This window comes from Vibrio sp. 1S139 (assembly GCF_041439475.1).
Taxonomy (GTDB): domain Bacteria; phylum Pseudomonadota; class Gammaproteobacteria; order Enterobacterales; family Vibrionaceae; genus Vibrio; species Vibrio crassostreae_C.
Genome location: NZ_JBGOOD010000051.1, coordinates 16,161 through 35,394 on the forward strand (window position 1 = coordinate 16,161; position 19,234 = coordinate 35,394).

Here is a 19,234-nt window from a genome sequence, read left to right on the forward strand (position 1 = left end):
AATAAAAAACATGAACAAGAAGCTTGCAGCACTTGTGGGCAAACGCATTGCAAAAATGAGGAAATCTAAAGGATTAACTCAAGATAAACTCGCGTTGTTCGCAGAGATAGATAGAAGCTATGTAGGACGCATTGAGCGCGGTGAAGTCAATATCACGATTGAGAAGTTGTATGAAATTGCGGAGACCTTGGGCTGTGATGCTACGGAGCTTCTCCCCTAAAACACGGTTGATTTTCATTAACCACGACAAACAATGTACATCTACTAGGCAGCACGCTAGGCGTATGTTGCATATTACGGTAAAATTTCCCCACTAAATTTCGCATGGCAAACAAGAACATGGCTAAGAAACCAGCAGCAAAGAAAAACGAAAAATCATTTGAAGAAACACTCTGGGATGCAGCCAACAAGCTACGTGGTAGTGTTGAATCATCCGAATACAAACACATCGTATTAAGCCTGATATTCCTCAAGTTCATCAGTGATACCTTTGAAAAACAACGTCAAAAGCTAATTGATGCAGGGCTAGAAAAACACATTGATATGGTGCCTGCTTACACCAAGGACAATGTTTTTTATCTACCTGAAGAGAGCCGTTGGAGCTTTGTTCAGAAAAACGCTAAACAAGAAGATATCGCTCTAAAGATCGATACAGCTTTAAGCACCATCGAGAAAACCAACAAAGTACTACAAGGTGCATTGCCTGATAACTATTTCTCTCGTCTTGGTTTGGATGTGAGCAAGCTATCTGCACTGATCGATGTGATTAACAACATCGATACCTTAGCGAATCCGCACGAAGATGTGGTGGGTCGTGTCTACGAATATTTCTTATCTAAATTTGCGATTGCAGAGGGTAAGGGCAAGGGTGAGTTTTACACACCAAAGAGCATCGTTAACCTAATTGCAGAATTGATTGAACCATACAAAGGCAAGATCTATGACCCTTGTTGTGGTTCGGGCGGGATGTTCGTTCAGTCAATGAAGTTCATTGAGAACCACAAAGGCAACAAGAAAGACGTTTCTGTGTATGGTCAAGAGTACACAGGCGCAACCTACAAACTAGCGAAAATGAACCTCGCTATTCGTGGTATCTCTGCCAACCTTGGCGCAGCCGCCAAAGATACCTTTGCCAATGATCAGCACGAAACCCTGAAAGCTGATTTTATTATGGCAAACCCACCATTTAACCAAAAAGATTGGCGAGCTTCCGATGAGCTGGTTGATGATCATCGTTGGGACGGCTACGAAACACCACCAACCAGCAATGCCAACTACGGCTGGATATTGCATATGGTATCAAAGCTGTCTGAAGAAAATGGTGTGGCTGGGTTTATTTTGGCAAATGGTGCTTTGTCTGGTGATGGAACCGAGAAAGCAATCCGAAAAAAGCTCGTAGAAAATGGCTTGGTGGAAGCAATTCTGATACTGCCTCAAAATATGTTTTACACGACCAACATTAGCGTGACACTCTGGATAATAAATAAAAATAAGAAAAAACGCACTTTAGAACAAGCGGATCATACCCGAGACTACAGAGATAGAAAGGACGAAGTCTTATTTATGGATCTCCGTGAAATCGGTGTTCCATTTGAGAAGAAGTTTATCCAATTCTCGCAAGAAAATATTCAGCATATAGCTTCCACCTTCCATCGCTGGCAATGCGAGGATTCAGGTTATGAAAATGTTGCTGAATATTGCTATTCAGCATCTAAAGATGAGATCAAAGCTAAAGATTATTCACTCGTACCAAGTAAGTACATAGAGTTTGTGAATAAAGATGAACAGGTTGATTTTGAAGAAAAAATGATTTCTATACAAACAGATATGAGGGATTTACTCAAAGCTGAACAGAAATCAAAGATTGAACTTTTATCTGTATTTAAAGAGCTTGGTTATGACATCGAACTATAAAAAAATTGGCGATTACATCCGTTTGGTCGATGTTCGAAACAGGAATTTGGAAGTTAAGACTCTGTTAGGTTTGTCGATTTCTAAAGAGTTTATCCCTTCAGTGGCAAATACTGTCGGGACAGATATGGCCAACTATAAAATCATAAAAAAAGGGCAATTTGCTTGCAGCTTAATGCAAGTAAGGCGAGATAAAAAAATCCCAGTAGCTCTACAAATAGATTTTGATGAAGCAATTATTTCTCAAGCATATCCAGTATTTGAGGTTGTTAATACAGAATCATTGGATCCTGAATATTTGATGATGTGGATGTCACGATCTGAGTTTGATAGACACGCTTGTTTTCTAGCTGTAGGAGGCGTTCGAGGAAGCTTAGAGTGGGACGATTTCTGCGATATGGAACTACCAGTCCCATCTATCGAAAAGCAGCGTGAAATCGTGCGTGAATACAATGTGGTGAATGACCGTATTGCACTCAACGAACAACTTACTCAAAAGCTAGAAGATACCGCTCAAGCAATTTACAAACAGTGGTTTGTTGATTTTTCTATACCTGATGAATCAATCGTCTTGGCAGAAACAAAAAACTTAGACTTTCCAATAATACCAGAAGGTTGGGAGATCAAGCGTATTGATGAGTTGGCAAACAAAATAGGTAGCGGTTCAACACCAAGAGGTGGTAAAGGCGCATACAAATCCCAAGGTATTTCTCTTATCCGTAGTATGAATGTACACGATTATCAATTTGTGTACGAAGATCTTGCATTCATTGATGACGTTCAAGCTAAAAAGCTGGTGAATGTAGAAATTGAACCTAGAGATGTACTTATCAATATTACGGGGGTTTCTGTTGCTCGCTGTTGCGTTGTGCCAAATTCGGTATTACCCGCCAGAGTAAACCAACACGTGATGATAATTCGACCAAACCTAGATATGTCCTATTACTTGCAGTGTGCCTTAGCTAGTTCGAGCTATAAGTCTAGATTGTTAGGGACCAGTGAAGGTGCTTCTACTCGACAAGCTCTAACAAAGGCAGATATTGAAGAGTTTTTGGTTTTAGTTCCATCTAAAAGTGTTCTTGCCAAGTTTGAGGGTATCGCTGAAGTAATCTTTTCAAAGATTGAAGCCCTAGCCCAAACTTCGCAAAAACTGAAAGAGTTAAGAGCTATTGTTTTGAGTAGATTGGCAACAGTTTAAGTAGGTTAGATAGGAATTTTTAGAGGCTCAGTAATATTAAGCAAATATGGAGTGCGTAAATGCAGCAGATCGGTAATTGGAACATATATGTAGGAACTAAAGAAGAGTATCAATTAGCTGTCAACGAAGGGATGAAAATTGTCTGTGCTCTGAATCGAGCTAATGGATATGTTACTCATCAATCCGTTGTTGGTTGGTCAGGCAGAGGTTGCAATAAAGACAATCCTTATTACCTGTTTAAGCAGACGGATGATGCCATTTATCTCAATATGATAGATGGTGACAACCCAGCGTATGTCAGTGACGATATGATTAACCCTGCTCTTGAGTTCATCAAATCTGCATTGGAAGACCAAGACAAAGTTTTCATATATTGTAGTTTAGGTGAGTCTAGAAGCCCTTCTATTGCACTGATGTACTTACTCGAAAATGACCTACTTGCCACTAAAAATGCGATAACAGAATTTAAATCACGCTACTACAACAACTACTTTCCTAAGCGTGGCAATTTAGAATATATCAAGAATCGTTGGCTTTAAGATGACTATGAAATTCACAGAAGAACGGCTAGAACAAGCCATTATTGAACTGCTAGGGAAAGAAGGCTATCCACATACTCGTGGTGAGATGATTGAAAGAGCACCTGAAGATGTGCTGATTAAGTCCGATCTTCGTGAATTTCTAGCTAAACGTTATCACGCGGAAGGTATTACAGCCTATGAGATAGAGCAAATCATCCATAAGCTTGAGTATCTTCCTGCTTCGGATCTCTACGATACCAATAAAACCATAATGAAGTTTGTCTCTGATGGTTTTTTACTCAAACGTGAAGATGCAAGCCAGAAAGACTTATACATTCAGCTTCTCGACTACGTTGATCTCGATACCAATTGCTACCGAATCATTAACCAAATGGAGATACAAGGCTATGAGCTGCGTATCCCTGACGGGATTCTTTACATTAACGGCATACCACTTGTGGTATTTGAATTTAAGAGTGCCATTCGTGAAGAGGCGACTATCTACGATGCGTATCAACAGCTAACCACTCGTTATGATCGAGATATCCCTGAACTATTTAAATACAACGCTCTGTGTGTGATTAGTGATGGTGTGAACAGCAAAATGGGGTCTTACTTTGCCCCATACGAGTTCTATTACTCTTGGCGTAAAATTACGGGTGAAGAGAAGCTAGATAAAGATGGAATCGATTCCCTCTTTACAATGATCAGCGGCTTGTTTAACAAAAAACGACTCACTGATGTTATACGTCACTTTATCTACTTTCCTGATACTTCAAGCAAACAAGAAAAGATTGTTTGTCGTTACCCTCAGTATTACGCAGCAACCAAGCTTTTTGCCAATATCAAACAGCATATGAAGTGCTTTGATAAGCACGGGAAGCTGGTGAGTGGTGACGGTAAAGGTGGTACGTATTTCGGTGCGACTGGTTGTGGTAAGAGCTACACAATGTTGTTCCTATCTCGTCTACTGATGAAAGATGTCGAACTGGGTAGTCCCACTATCATTCTCATCACTGACCGTACTGATCTAGATGATCAGCTTTCAGGTCAATTCACTAATGCAAAAGGTTACGTGGGCGATCAAAACATCATTAGTGTAGAGAGCCGTGCTGAACTTCGTGAACACCTGAAGGGGCGTAAAAGTGGTGGTGTATTCCTGACTACCATCCATAAATTTACTGAAGATTTGGAGCTGCTGACGGAGCGAACCAATCTCATTTGTATCTCGGATGAAGCGCACCGCAGCCAAACCAATTTAGAACAGAAAATTACCGTTACTGAAGACGGAGTGAAAAAGACTTACGGCTTTGCTAAGTATCTTCACGACTCTTTACCAAATGCTACTTATGTTGGCTTTACTGGCACACCGATTGACGCAACGCTGGATGTTTTTGGTGCGGTTGTAGATAGCTATACAATGACAGAATCGGTTTACGATGAAATTACTGTTCGTATTGTTTATGAAGGCCGAGCAGCAAAAGTGCTACTTGATGGTCGCCAGCTTGATGAAGTCGAAAAATACTATAAAGAGTGTGAAGAAGCAGGGACAAACGAATATCAAATAGATAAAAGCAAAACGGCTATGGCGAGTATGTCTACCATACTGGGCGACCCAGATCGCATCAAAGCCATAGCAAAAGACTTTGTTGAGCATTATGAGAAGCGTGTTGAAGAAGGCACTACTCAAAAAGGCAAAGCAATGTTCGTTTGTAGCAGCCGTGAAATCGCTTATCAGTTCTACAAAGAACTGATTGCGCTTCGTCCTGAGTGGGATGAGGTAAAGGTCTGTGAGGATGGTGCGACTTTATCGGAAAGCGATAAGAAAAAAGTGAAGCCGATGGAGCGGGTCAAGATGATTATGACTCGTGACAAAGATGATGATAAAGAGTTGTGGAATAAACTCGGTAGCAAAGAGTATCGTAAAGAGCTGGATCGTCAGTTTAAAAATGGCAAATCGAACTTCAAAATAGCGATTGTAGTCGATATGTGGTTAACGGGCTTTGATGTGCCGTTTCTCGATACCATCTACATTGATAAGCCTTTGCAAAAGCACAATCTGATCCAAACCATTTCGAGAGTAAACCGTAAATTTGAAGGTAAAGAGAATGGTTTGGTAGTCGATTACATCGGCATTAAAAAACAGATGAACCTTGCTCTTTCTCAATACACAGCAGGGCAAAATCAGAACCTAGAAGACATTAAACAGTCGGTCATTATCGTTAAAGATCACCTGAGTCTGTTAGATGGGTTATTCCATAAGTTCGATTCAAAGCCATACTTCAATGGCACTCCATTAGAGCAGTTACATTGTTTAAATGCCTCGGCTGACTTTGCACTCAGAACCAAGAAGTTTGAAAAGACGTTTATGGATCTGACTAAGCGACTTAAATCAGCTTATGACATTTGTGTGGGAAGCAGTGAGCTGACCAAAACCCATAAAGACAAGATTCATTACTATCTAGCCGTTCGAACCATAGTATTTAAAATCACCACTGGCGGTGCACCAGATGTAGAGCAAATGAACCGCAGAGTAAGGGACTTGGTTAAAGATGCTCTGATCAGTGATGGAGTCGAAGAGATCTTTAAGCTGGGTGAGAAAGACGGTGGCGAGATTGATATTTTTGATGATGATTATCTCGCCAAACTGGAGATGGTGAAGCAGCCCAATACGAAACTTCAACTGCTTCAGCAAATGCTTGCTAAGGCGATTGGCGAGTTTAAAAAGACCAACAAAGTGAAAGGTGTCGATTTCACCAAGAAAATGAATATGTTGGTTGAAAAGTACAATGAGCGTGACGAAAAGGATGTACTTCGCTCGGAAGTCATTAATGATTTTTCAGATGAAATTATCAACCTTTATAATGAACTACGTGCTGAGATGGCCTCGTTTGGTGAAATGGGAATAAATTTTGAAGAAAAAGCGTTTTACGACATTCTCATTTCACTGGCTCATAAGTACGACTTTACCTACCCAGAAGATAAGCTGCTTGAACTGTCAAAAGAGGTAAAAAAAGTCATTGATGATAAAGCCAAATATACCGATTGGAACAAGCGAGACGATATCAAAGCTGAACTGCATTTCGACTTGATTATCTTGCTTGATGAATGGGGATACCCGCCAATCGACCGTGATGAAGTGTACAAAGAGATTTTCGAGCAGGCTGAAAACTTTAAGAGAAACAATCCTAACCGCATCAGTAACGATGAGCGACCATCTGAACCAATCCCGATGCTACTAGGAGATAAAAAACTCTATCGCGCTTCTCAAGTTTCTCGGCTTGCTAATGCTCAAGAACTAGCCACGATCACGTTCAAGGCTAAATTACCCTACGAGAGAGATTTTGATGCGCTTTTCACTACGGGATATTACAGTGAGCTTAAAGAGTTAGGTATTGTTTCTTCATTGGTGCTAGATACCACAATAACCGCTTTGTCAGAGCTTGAACAAGCTACAAAGGAGCTAGAACTGCCTTTGTATGATGGAGAGCGTAGTGGCATTGTCTGGGCGTTACAGTCTGCTAGAGATGGAAGTATATATGATGAGTTTATCGCTTATGCTGTCGAAGTTGCGGGAGACGAGAATTTTCGTACATACATTGAAAGTGCTATTTATGATGCCGCAAAAGCTTCATTTTGGGCATCATTCGTTTTGATACCCAGCGTCATACGCAAAAAGTACCAAAAACGTTGTGAAGAGAAAAATGCTCAGGCAGAGATCGATGAGGCCATCGCCAATAGCCCGAATGTCGTTGATTTTAGGAAACATAGTAAATGGAAGAATAACTCGAATAATTCCATTCATTAACAGGCAATGCTAAAAACTTTATGACTATCCCCAAGCACAATGAAACTTAATGCCTTGGAACGTATTTCGGTGATTGCGGACGCTTGTTTCCGCTGTTCGGAATGCTCCGAAATACGCAGGACACTCAAGCTCTCAACTTTTAAGGTTACTATTAATAGGTATCCAATCACCGTTAAAACGACTGTTCATCAGGCTCTCTTGACGCTACTTTAAGTCAAAACTATTCAGTCACTTAGCCCCTACCGATGGTCGGCGACTTGTTTGTGGTTTTTTCTGAGCTTCGTAAATACTAGAATAAATATCTTGTATCATTTTATCTAATAGTTCTCTACCTCTATGAGCTTCCACCTCCGTAGAAACTGCGGCTTCTTCATCTATCGCTGTATCTGCTTCTGCACTTAAAAAACTCTCATCACACGGGAAATCAGCTATGTCATCGGTTAGATATGTAGACAATAGGAGTTCATCAAGCTGTAAAATATTCGCTTTAGCACTCGAAAAGACTTCGTTCAAATACGGCAAAGACTGTTCATTCGGTAAGGACTTTAGCAGGGCTATTTTTTCTTCTGGCCATGTCTCCATGAAACGCTCTCTCATTAAAGACTTCTCCTCAGAGTCCTCTAAACTCACCCACGAGTTATAATCGCGGGCTATATCAGTCAGCTTTGTAATAAGCGGCTGGATGTGTTGAGGGTAGATTATTTCTTTGAGCCAGAATTGAAAACGCTCTGCGTATTGGTCTTTTCTGCGATTTTGGTTACTTAAAAGAAGGTTGTAAAAGTTGAGCAGAAAACCAGCAGTACCAATAGCAGCTAAAACTGCCGACACCACATCTTTAACCGTCCACTCAGAACTTGTTTGTATGCGCAATACTGGATTAATAGTTTGATGTACAGGTTCGACTTTTACAACAGAGTATTCAGGTTTCAATACGACATTGATACGACCTGTATCTTTTACACTAGTAACACATTCTGGTACTGCATCAGAAAGATAGCATGTGACGTCTTCCAAAGTGTCCGCTTTTGAGCAAGAGGAAACCAGCATAAAAGCGTAGGGAATTAATTTTAAGCTCAATTTATTCACTAGCCGACAGGGCTTCTGATATGCCAACTTCAATCTCACTCATAATCTGATTACTGGCTTCGAACTTAAAACGTTTCAGAAATTCTTCACGGGAACCAGATTTCCTAACACTTTCGCCAAACATTCCAAGAAAAAAAGAGCTTGCGAGGGTTTTTGCATTACTAGGAAAAATCACCGTTATAGGAAACGAGCCTTGACGTTCGAATTCTTCTATTTTGAAGTAATTTCTCGCACTCTTTCCTCTCGGACGCCCGACATAAACTCGACCAGCAATAGAACGAAGATCAACTGTTTGTTTCATAGCTCATTAACTTCTTGCAGAGAATACCTTATATAGATTACAGCTCCAGGGAAGCACTGTTCACCTAAAGGCTTTATGTATCGTTTATCGGGAAGCTTAGATAAATCATTTTGAGGGTTCATAGCATACACTAACTTGTCTTCAGATACACTTGGATCATAGGTTCCATCCATCTTGAGTATAGCTCCACCAGTAAGTATGAACATCTTAGGGCGACTATGAGGTGTTTTATTTTTGTCCATCAAATGATGGAATAGCTCCAAAAAGTACTTCGTTCCTTGCCCACGGTCAATTTGTTCATCTAATTTACTGGAAGCATTCTGCTGCATTGCGTAGACAAGAGTTAGCAGTTCCTCACTCATCGAGGATCTATGTTGTTCAACATATTTGAGTCGCTTACCATTAACAAGCGCATTTTCGGTTTTTTCCTCAAACGTTTCGAAAAATGTCTTTCCAATGTTAAAAATGACAATTTCGCAACACAAGTTCTCAGGGTCTAAAGAATCCAAGTAACCGACAATCTGCCACAGCTTATGACCAGAGTGGTCTTCTGCATTACCCAACACCTCTGATAGGTATCTGGTTAGCTTGCTCTCTTCTTCTCCATCAAGTTTACTTGAAATGAGTCCTAGCACTTCGTTTAGGTATTCAGTAAAGCCTGTCGTTACGATGGTTTTTCTATCTGAACCAAAAAGTAGGTCATTCTCAGTTTCTTCTTTAGCTTCATGTGGATGACTTCTCTTTTTATAGAGTTTTAAGTATTCACTATCTGGTTCATGATACTTTGGTGCAGCTGTATCTTTTACTACACCAACAGATTTGAGAAGCCTAGACATTTTTTCATCTTCAGGCAGAACACCTGTAATTCTAAAGCTTTTAGGTTTTGATGAATTGAGGCTCTTTACGGCACTAGCCAAAAGCATCTCCGCCGCCAAGTCGTGCTCAACACACCCCGAATGATCAATATAGATACTTTTAACATGGTCGCAGTCAGATAAAGCCGAAACTTCCTTTACTATTCGCAAAACCTTCTCAGGTGACGAGTAAAGGCAAAAGCGTTTGGGGATTTTGAGGGTATAATTACCGTAGCGGCTTGTTTTAGCTTTTGTTGTAGAGTTATTTATCCTCTTGTACGCACTCAAATGCATTGAGTGAAAGTAATTGTCTTCATCTCTTTTTCTCTGCTTTTCTGGTTGAGACTTTTCATTTCGAATACGCTTTATCCTTGTCTTAAGGTATTTTCGGTAAACCCTATGTTGTCGGATTCTATTTAGAACTATTTGAGAGTCAGTTAGTTTTCTCATTTTTCAGCCAACTTAGTAATTGTGTCAGTTCTTGCTAGCGAACGGAAAGTCAAAAAGCATAGCACGGATGGTACACCTTCGGCTCAAGCGCTTCTACTTGATTTAGCAAAGAAAACTTGATTGTAAAACGATCAGACATATTGTCTTCAGACAATATGAGGTAGCAACTAATTAGAACATCTCTGAAACAACCCACAAATCAAAGTAGCCAGTTGATATTTAAACTATCTTAAGCGTGACAATCTTACAGTGACATCTTGAAAACCAATGTCTTTTGCTGCCTTTATTGCAGCATCATAACTTTTAAACGCTTTTGCTTCTTCAGAAGCCCTCTGGCTACTCAAAACAGCATTATCAGCTTGTTTCTTGCCAATTAAAGTTAAATTGTACCCTTGGCTCATAAGAGCGTCTGTAATACATGCTTGTTTAAAGCATCCTGCGTCGAATTTTATTTTGGCTTCTTTGATCTGCACTTAACCCCCTTCTCCTTAATCAAATTTAAATTTTGATTAATCATTTTTAAAATTTGATTGCCGCGTTAATTTTTAACTTCATTACATGAATGCGTGTTTACGTTAAGTGGCTTGACTACCAGTCAAAAAACAACATTTACCAAATAGCAGCAAAAAACTGGCAGTTAAGACTTTTTGTGATGCTCGAACTCCACAACTTCGGCAGAAAGCTGCTCCTGAAGTTCGTACACACGAAACATTAGTGACTTATTTAATGTTTCGAGTTTAGTATTGATAGCAAGCGCCTCATCTCGCTCCCGCCGATACTCGATCTTTAGTTCCTTTTCACGATTTAATTCGGCTCGGAGTCTATTAATTTCACTCATATCTCCTGACTCCGAAGCTATTTGCTCCGATTGTCTAGGATCATCCAAGGAAGCGTTGTATTTTTCGATTGCTGGGTTAGCGACCTTTTCAACAAAATCCTTAAACTTATGGATATAGCTTCGCCCTAAACCAGCCTCATTGTTAATTTTATTAAGCGTTAGGCGACCCTTTACCTTTGTTCTCAGAGGCTTACCACCTTTACCTATCAGGCGGTCTAATGCCCTTTGGAGCTTTTCTTCAGCGGAAAGAGATTTCTCTTCTTGTACCAGCTTTTTTAGTTCTTCTTGGCTCATAATATCGGCTCCATCTCTTAATTAGCGCTATTAAAGATGATTTCATCGTTAAATGGCGTGTAAGAGATTTCGTGCGCCTTAAGCGTCAGTTCTTCAACTTGAATTTTCTGTTTTAAGCCATTCAAGATTGAACTTTTCAACGGGTCGCCAGTGTTAAGGTTCGTAAACTTAGCAATCAGTCGATCTCGTTGTTTGGCAATCATTTTGGCACCTTTATCGGTAACAACCTTATGCTCACACTCTTTGACCTCCGCTCTGAAAGATAGAGTGCCACATACACGGTCGCATGAACCATTAGTACAATAGGCACCACTGGGGAGTTGCATAATATGGAAATTACCGCGACGAATGTTTTCTTCGATTTCATCACGAGTCATGAAGATGCTCTCTCCTGCCTCTAGCTTCTTCATTCGGTCTTGCATGATTACCTTACCTTTAGCACCACTCAGGTGCTCACTTTGGTTAAAGATTTCATCAAGAAAATCAACACCTAAATCAATACCTGCTTCTTTCAAGTCTTCAAGGATCTCTTCATCCATTAGAAGGTCATTCATCTGCGCAAGTTCAGCGTTGTTGGCATAGTAGCCTGACATATTAATATTTTCGTGCTTGAACTGAAATTTAATTCCAGAGGCCGTACCAAACCCGTACCGAACAAAAAATACCGCAAAAGTTCGTCTAAAGTCGTGAGAAGACAAGCCTGAGTATGTGCCGCCAACTTTTAACTCTCCTTCCCTTGTTGGATTGAGCATATTAAATTCTTCAACATCTTCAATCGTTGCCTTGTAATCTAAATTTTTGATAAATTTTTTCAGTGCTTTCCACGAGCTGAATATGTAGTTATTACTTGCCTGCTTTGCCGTAGTCGGAACTAAAAACGCTGACTCAAGTTGTTTTCTCATATTGTTAATATTTTCTGAGGTTTCACCTTGTCTTTCTTTTTCATCAACCCCCTCCTTATAATACTTTCTGGCGAACGCCATCATGTCGTAGGCTAGTTCTAGCGCAACTTTAGCTACGGGATGCGATTGCCATGTAACAACTTTAGGTTTTGCATTGTAACCTTTAGTTGTTTCTCCTTTCAGGACGGTAACTTTTTTACCATTAACTGTTATTTCACCAGCACTATTAGCATTAAAACTCATAGCCTCGCCAAGTCTGACACCAGAGAACCCTTGAACGATAATCAGACAACTAGCCATAATTTCAGAGAGCGCTACACCTTTTAAGCTTACTTTAAAGTCGGGGATATCATGAACTATGCGCTTTATGTTTCTAGTAACTCTTTGCTCAATTCCTTCTGGTGACATTGATAGTTCATCACGCCCATAACCACGACGGTCAGTAGCAAGCTTTTCTCCTGACTTGACTCTCTTCTGAATGTCATACGCTTCAGCCATAACGTTAGAGATGTCATGACGATAGGGGTGATATGTTTCAACAACTTCTAGAGCACGAGACAGGATGCGCTGATACAATCGATGTGGGAGCGCGACTCGCTGTTTTGACTCATGACTGGATACACATTGTATTAGTTTCTTTGAATCAACGTAGGCGCTTAACTCCCCCGAATCCGTTAGTTTGTTTAATGCATAAAGAACTTTATTTATACTGGTTGAGCCGAGTTTTTTTTGTTTCAGGTGACAAAGGAAAAATTTCCATTCGCGATTTTTTTCTAGATTACGCCATTCTGTGCTCCCTAAGCAGTCTGTGACATGCTGCAATCCATATTTCAAACTATCCATCATATTGACTGATAAATACGATGAGTTTTTATCCTTGTAATTGTGATGCACCTTGTATAATGCATCCTGTATTCCATCAACATATTCAGGCTTAGTTGCTCTAAAGCTCACGGTTAAGCTATATCGAACCCCAACCGTATGCGATGGTGAAAAATCCCACTCCTCAACGTGGTATGGCTTATCCTTAGAATCGATTTTATCTAACCCCTCCATTAAAAACGCTGTTTTAGACTTTTGGAATGGAGCTAGTGAGGTAACGTCATTCTGGATACTATGTTTATAGTTATTCATTAAAATACCTCCAGCAAGTCCAGTAGGCTATACCCATCGCTATATAGTGGGTGAGGAGCTTCGCTATGCATTTCTTGTGCTTTCGCATAATTATCAGGAGAAACCGCTTTAAATTGCGTTAAAATCGATTCTATAGTGCTACACAGCTTGTAAAACTTATCCGTTGGTAAACTATTAATGGCGGGATAATTTTTCATTTCTTCCAGCGTATCGTTGAAAGAGAACATCAACCAAATATCTTCCACTTCAGACACCAATCGATGATATTCACATTCAAAACAATCCAGAAAATCCGTACAAACAGTTTCTTCTAGCTGTTTAATGCCCATTTTTTCGAGGTTTTTCTTAATGGTACTTGCTGCACCTTTCGTAGCATCTTTACAGCGAGTGCCAATGGGTGTTTGCCTGTCATTTTCCCGTTCTTCTTTTCGCAGGCGCTTATAGTCGTAATCACTCAGCACATCGGCATGGTAAAACTTTGCCTGATTTGCAGCTTCATGGGCATCTGTGCCATTTTTTACAACGTCAAACAGAGCTTCAGTTGTCGCAGCAATACCTCGTCTATGATCGCTTTCGTTACCATGAGCATAACTACGCTTAGTAGTTGTAACATCGTGATTCGCTGACCGAGAAACTAGGTAAATGTCTTCAGTAACCTTCATTAAAACATCGATCTTGGTTTGACGTAATATCGAAGGAGTGATGTGAACAAACCCTAATTTTTTGGTAAAACTATTTATCCTCTTCTGAGGAGTGGTTTTTCCCGCTTCAATACACCCTTTGATTTCACCCGACTTCATAAAGTAAGGAAACACCCAATCAGTGCCAGCTCCCTTCTGAAGTTCCTTGGAAATGTCTAGCCATTGATGGAAGAACTCTTGCGTTCTCTTATGAAAACCCATTGAGGTGTCAAAGCCCAAGTAGTTTGCACGGGCTTTAGTCATAACGAAGTACACCTTTCCATGGAACTCTTGTGTAAATATCACATCCCTAAAGCGCAGGTTTAAGAGAGGGGTAGTATTCTGTCCTGTGAAGCAAAACGCTAATATGGCAGCCAACTCAATGAAATGGTTACGTACTGAAGCTTCGGTTCGCATAGTTCTTTTAAAAGATGACTTATGTCCTACTAGCTTTTGTCCAATCCACCCTTCTTGTTCTGCCACCAGATTAAACTTCTGCTCATCCCAGAAGGGGTGAATATCTGGTTGACTCCCCTCAAGAAAGTGCTTTCTAAATATACCAAAAGCAGAAATGAAACATCGAACTAACGGTCTTAACTCACCAGAGACATCAATCCCTTTGTGAGATTCAGCCTCTTTTTTTACCCCTTTGATAGACTTTAACGTCTTTGCTTCAAGGTTACGATTCAGAGAGCGAAGAAAGAAACTCAGCATACTCCTTGCTGAATTCCATGTTGCTAATTTTTGCTCTCCACGGCTGCATTTCTCTTGATGGTAGTCCATATAAGAGTTATAGAGTTTTGGATGGAAGTAATCGCCATCAATAGGCTCTTGTTGAGTTTTATCGAGCCAACGAATATAAAGCCTCAACTGGTTACAATGCTCTTTCTTAGTTCGATTGAAGTCTATTTTTAGTAGAAGGTAGACATCTCGAACAAAGCGTTCTCTGCCTACAACAGGGATATAGTCAACACCTTTTATTTTTTCACCTTTTTTGGAGTAGTTAGGTGCATTTTTATAAACCAGTTGGTCAATATGAGAGATACCCCCACCACACTTTAATTTCAATTCTGACAAATTTATCGGCTCAACCGTTGCAGCAGGCTGCCCATAAAAGTCTTCATCAAGCTGAACGGATTTAGAATGCACTTTACGACTCATTGAGATGCCCCATTTTTATAAGTTTTTTCGACCTCAGGGAGGTTATCCAACTCATCTTCCTCATCGAACACACCGAGATAATCCAGCACATCCTCCCAAATTTCGTCACCTGTTGGCTGCTCTTGAGCTACTTTTAAGTAAAGCAACGTGGTAGATAGGTCTTCATGCCCAAGGAGTGCTGACACTCGTGCTAGCGCATCGTCAGCGTTCATTTTTTTCAACAACGTCCGAAAAATAGAAACAGCAAAAGTAGCGCGAAGATTATGAACTACTGCATCAATATCATTGACCAGATTCATCCCTGCGGTTTTTCTTACCTCATTCCATCGAGTATTGATTTCTTCCAATTTCTTAAAAAACGGAACGCCTGAGTTGCTAATAAAAAGATATTTCTTCGCCTCATCGACACCATCAACACCATCAAAGTACGCATCATTGCCAGCTTCTCTCTCAACCAAACACCTCTCTCTAAATTTCTCAAAACGATTTTTATATCTTTCAGAATGACTATATTGGTAAAGCTCAAGCATTAATGAGCTGGGGATAATTGTACGGCGAGATTTATTATTATAGCCGCCACTAGGATCTTTAGTCAGAGATCCATATTGGTCACCAACACCAAGCCTCAACATAACGCCCTCCGCATTAGGACGAATAATTTGACCTAGATGTAAACTCGCCCCCTCCTCCTTGCGCAGACCTGTATAACGAAGAAGGCGAAACAGCAAACAATACTCCTCAGGCAGACTTACTAGCTTTTCGTCACCCTTAACGTTCTTGAGCACTCGTTTAGTCTGAACAAGAATGTTTTTAATTGCCTTCCATTCACTATTGGCAAGCGGCTTTAACTCGCGTCGAGCATTAGGTAGCCTTCCACCATCATTTTGCTTAGATTTTGCGAAACTTAATCGAAGGTCGGTGGTTTGCACCTCTTTGCGCTTATGAGCCTTCATGTTAGTACCGCTGTTATCGATATCAATAAGGAAGGTCTCAAATTCAAATGGAGGGTTGTTGAATCTCATGCCTTGTTTAAGATGATATTTATAAAAATCAACCATCGATCGTACGTATGATACTGCTGTAGTTTTAGCTAACCCTGTACCATCGAGAGTGGTCTTTTTGACAACATTTCTATACATAACCGTGACACGGTGGCTCTTTCTGGCATCAAACCGATTCCAATCAGGACGAGGGGGGTCAATTAGAGGGTCGTAATCTTCGTTATCGTATTTATCATCCCATTTCTCCTGCACATCCAATATAAACCTGAAAAAATGAGCGAGAGCCTTAGAGCTTTGCTGAGCGTCTTCTTTGTCATCTATAACGTGTTTCGCAAGAATGAATTCATTTACGTAATTCATTGGTTCGTATGAAACCACCTTCCCTTTAACGAAAATCGGATTACCGTGTTCATCTGTAATTGGTTTATCGTTCTCATCTAGCAGATTCACCTTCTCGTAACCCACTAGGCTCAAAAAGATAATCTTCTTAATGTGGGTATGATTGTCTTTGTTTGTAGAGTATTCGCATTGAGGCTCACCATTTTTATCAATAAACACTGATGGCTTTCGATAAGTGAAGTGCTTTATTGTTTTTGTCTTGATGTCGTAAATAATATCAGTCACTTGAATATCGCCAATTCATTCTCTAGTCAGCACCACTTTATCACACTTTTTCACCAACAAAAGTGTATGGTTAACAAAAATCAAAAAGAGTTAAAAAAAAGCCTCACCATGTGGTAAGGCTCTCATAAATTCTCACTTTTACTCTTCATCAAAATCGTCTGGGTCTTCATACTCATCAGAATCGTAGGGGTGTTCGTAGTAAGTGCCCCAACCGTCGTAGATAATGTCAAACTTCTCTGCAAGGTTTACAAGCTTCTCAACTTGCTCATCAATCGCTTCTGCATTCAGAGTACATTGCATCGTTGCATCACAACAAAGTAGCTTATTGCCATCTTCGTCTTCTGTCTCTTCAGCTTCAAGCACTTCAAAGCCCATTTTGAATGCTTCAACAACCGCTTTCTCAAGCACATCGAAATCTTCAGCAAATAGGTGATGCTCGATATCGTATAGAGCTTCAGGATCGCTACCATCTTCAATTAATGCTGTAATGATGTCGCGAGTCTCTTCCTTTTGAAATTCAATTAATTCCGCTACTGATAGATATTCATCTTCGTGAGACATGTGTCTGCTCCAGAGTGTTGACTATGAAAAGATCAAATTTGATTGCCACGAAATATGGCACGGATCGTCCAGAAAAGCCACCCAGATCAGGCCTAGAAAGGTAAGTTTATCGCGAGATCGCAGCGCCAATATCAATTCAAAAGTGAAATCAAAATCACAGAAACAAATTTTCAACATTTTATTAACTGCGCCGTATTTTAGCATTTCGTTTTTGTGGCCACTTTAGGGCTTATTGAATAAAACTTGCGTGATTAGTCACGTTAGGTGCATACGCTAAACCGCTTTTGGGGTGCATAAATCCTCAGCTTGTTATCAAAAAGTGCATAATAGTGAATAAAAAACCACGATTAATAAGCAAAATTCAATTCTAACAAGCCACGAATTGAGCATAGATCCTCAAAAACGTTGTTCCGTTCGATAGCCAGTTAGTTGGAATTTAATCTGTATAAACTTAAAAATCACAGGTTTTATGACCAATTATTACCCAAATACCTTGTATTAACTCAATCTACAAAACTTGCATATTACGGACAAGCTTGTCATAAATAGACGCTGGATTAATAGTAAGGATGCAAAATGAGTAAGCTGTACGTTGGCTCCGAAGTCGGTCAATTGAGACGAGTTCTCCTAAATAGACCTGAAAGAGCACTCACCCACCTCACCCCTTCAAACTGTCATGATCTTCTATTTGATGATGTACTTGCCGTTGAAGCCGCTGGTGAAGAACATGATGCCTTTGCAGAAACGCTGCGCAGCCAAGACGTAGAAGTACTACTGCTGCATGACCTGCTAGTAGAAACGCTTGCCGTATCTCAGGCTCGTGAGTGGTTGCTGAATACTCAAATCTCAGATTTCCGTTATGGGCCGACTTTCGCCCGTGACTTAAGAAACTACCTTGCTCAAATGGATAATGAGCATCTAGCAACGATCTTACTCGGTGGCTTGGCCTACTCTGAGCTTCCTATCAAATCATCATCGATGCTGCCTAAAATGCATCGACCACTCGATTTCGTTATCGAGCCACTGCCTAACCACCTATTTACGCGAGATACTTCTTGCTGGGTTTACGGTGGTGTATCGCTTAACCCAATGATGAAGCCTGCACGTCAACGTGAAACGAACCACCTGCGTGCTATCTACCGCTGGCACCCAGTGTTCGCAGGCCAAGATTTCATTAAGTACTTTGGTGACGAAGACCTTCACTACGACAACGCTAACATTGAAGGCGGTGACGTACTGGTTATCGGTAAAGGTGCGGTACTGGTTGGTATTTCAGAGCGTACGAAACCACAAGGTGTCGAAAACCTAGCGGCTAGCCTATTTAGATCAGGCCAAGCGAGCGAAGTGATTGCGATCGATCTACCAAAACACCGCTCTTGTATGCACCTTGATACGGTGATGACACACATGGATATAGACACGTTCTCTGTCTATCCAGAGATCGTTCGTAAAGACCTCGACACTTGGCGCTTAACGCCAAAAGAAAACGGCGAAATGCGTGTCGAGAAAGCTGAAAACTACCTGTCAGCGATTGAAGGCGCACTAGGCCTTGATCAACTGAAGATCATCACTACCGGCGGTGATAACTACGAAGCTGAGCGTGAACAGTGGAATGACGCTAACAACGTACTGACAGTGAAACCAGGTACCGTGATTGGTTATGAACGTAATGTTTACACCAATGAGAAATACGACAAAGCGGGTATCGAAGTTCTAACGATTCCTGGCAACGAGCTAGGCCGTGGTCGTGGCGGCGCGCGCTGTATGAGTTGCCCTATCGAAAGAGATGGTATCTAAGTCAAAGAGCTCAGTTAAACAGACTCAATAATCTTATCTAGGCCACTATTCATTTACTTAATGCCGATCGTTTAAGAAGACTTGAACGATCCTGCAGTTAGCAGATAATCCCC

15 protein-coding genes are annotated in these 19,234 nt (G+C 40.6%); 6 read left to right on the top strand and 9 right to left on the bottom strand.

Features of this window, described 5'->3' with window-relative positions; translation table 11 throughout:
- Positions 1 to 10 precede the first annotated feature (10 nt).
- The 5 genes from ACED46_RS16150 (at position 11) to ACED46_RS16170 (ending at position 7,438) form a co-directional block, all read left to right on the top strand.
- Entirely contained in the window at positions 11 to 220 is a 210-nt protein-coding gene (locus tag ACED46_RS16150; protein ID WP_371721899.1) for a helix-turn-helix domain-containing protein, read from the top strand.
- 119 nt (positions 221 to 339) lie between these two features.
- The gene (locus tag ACED46_RS16155; protein WP_371721900.1) at positions 340 to 1,914 is read left to right on the top strand and encodes an N-6 DNA methylase; all 1,575 of its coding nucleotides are present in this window, start codon (positions 340 to 342) and stop codon (positions 1,912 to 1,914) included.
- On the top strand, positions 1,898 to 3,109 hold the full coding sequence (locus ACED46_RS16160) for a hypothetical protein (RefSeq protein ID WP_371721901.1): 1,212 nt from the start codon (positions 1,898 to 1,900) through the stop codon (positions 3,107 to 3,109). The genes ACED46_RS16155 and ACED46_RS16160 overlap by 17 nt, the downstream gene beginning before the upstream one ends.
- Before the next feature lie 59 nt (positions 3,110 to 3,168).
- Entirely contained in the window at positions 3,169 to 3,648 is a 480-nt protein-coding gene (locus tag ACED46_RS16165) for a dual specificity protein phosphatase family protein (RefSeq protein ID WP_371721902.1), read from the top strand.
- A gap of 7 nt (positions 3,649 to 3,655) precedes the next feature.
- On the top strand, positions 3,656 to 7,438 hold the full coding sequence (locus ACED46_RS16170; RefSeq protein ID WP_371721903.1) for a type I restriction endonuclease subunit R: 3,783 nt from the start codon (positions 3,656 to 3,658) through the stop codon (positions 7,436 to 7,438).
- A gap of 228 nt (positions 7,439 to 7,666) precedes the next feature.
- Here the strand turns inward: ACED46_RS16170 and ACED46_RS16175 are convergent, their stop codons facing one another.
- The 9 genes from ACED46_RS16175 to rraB all read right to left on the bottom strand — a co-directional run bounded on the left by ACED46_RS16175 (position 7,667) and on the right by rraB (position 17,324).
- Positions 7,667 to 8,524, bottom strand: a complete 858-nt coding sequence (locus ACED46_RS16175; RefSeq protein WP_371721904.1) for a hypothetical protein — start codon at positions 8,522 to 8,524, stop codon at positions 7,667 to 7,669.
- Positions 8,517 to 8,825 (bottom strand): hypothetical protein, encoded by a 309-nt coding sequence (locus ACED46_RS16180; RefSeq protein ID WP_137030329.1) that lies wholly within the window; start codon positions 8,823 to 8,825, stop codon positions 8,517 to 8,519. The genes ACED46_RS16175 and ACED46_RS16180 overlap by 8 nt, the downstream gene beginning before the upstream one ends.
- Entirely contained in the window at positions 8,822 to 10,129 is a 1,308-nt protein-coding gene (locus ACED46_RS16185) for a hypothetical protein (protein WP_371721905.1), read from the bottom strand. Before ACED46_RS16185 ends, ACED46_RS16180 begins: the two co-directional genes overlap by 4 nt.
- 224 nt (positions 10,130 to 10,353) lie before the next feature.
- Positions 10,354 to 10,602, bottom strand: a complete 249-nt coding sequence (locus ACED46_RS16190; RefSeq protein WP_001165850.1) for a hypothetical protein — start codon at positions 10,600 to 10,602, stop codon at positions 10,354 to 10,356.
- Between the two features lie 164 nt (positions 10,603 to 10,766).
- Entirely contained in the window at positions 10,767 to 11,261 is a 495-nt protein-coding gene (locus tag ACED46_RS16195) for a hypothetical protein (RefSeq protein WP_371721906.1), read from the bottom strand.
- Between the two features lie 17 nt (positions 11,262 to 11,278).
- Complete coding sequence (locus ACED46_RS16200; RefSeq protein ID WP_371721907.1) at positions 11,279 to 13,297, bottom strand: hypothetical protein; 2,019 nt, start codon at positions 13,295 to 13,297, stop codon at positions 11,279 to 11,281.
- Positions 13,297 to 15,138, bottom strand: coding sequence for a hypothetical protein (locus ACED46_RS16205; RefSeq protein ID WP_371721908.1), 1,842 nt, complete (start codon positions 15,136 to 15,138; stop codon positions 13,297 to 13,299). The genes ACED46_RS16200 and ACED46_RS16205 overlap by 1 nt, the downstream gene beginning before the upstream one ends.
- Positions 15,135 to 16,763 (bottom strand): tyrosine-type recombinase/integrase, encoded by a 1,629-nt coding sequence (locus ACED46_RS16210; protein ID WP_371721910.1) that lies wholly within the window; start codon positions 16,761 to 16,763, stop codon positions 15,135 to 15,137. The genes ACED46_RS16205 and ACED46_RS16210 overlap by 4 nt, the downstream gene beginning before the upstream one ends.
- A gap of 138 nt (positions 16,764 to 16,901) precedes the next feature.
- Positions 16,902 to 17,324, bottom strand: coding sequence for a ribonuclease E inhibitor RraB (gene rraB, locus ACED46_RS16215; protein ID WP_371721911.1), 423 nt, complete (start codon positions 17,322 to 17,324; stop codon positions 16,902 to 16,904).
- 576 nt (positions 17,325 to 17,900) lie between these two features.
- On the opposite strand from rraB, the gene arcA reads away from it, so the two are divergent.
- Positions 17,901 to 19,121, top strand: a complete 1,221-nt coding sequence (gene arcA, locus ACED46_RS16220) for an arginine deiminase (RefSeq protein ID WP_017069412.1) — start codon at positions 17,901 to 17,903, stop codon at positions 19,119 to 19,121.
- Positions 19,122 to 19,234 lie beyond the last annotated feature (113 nt).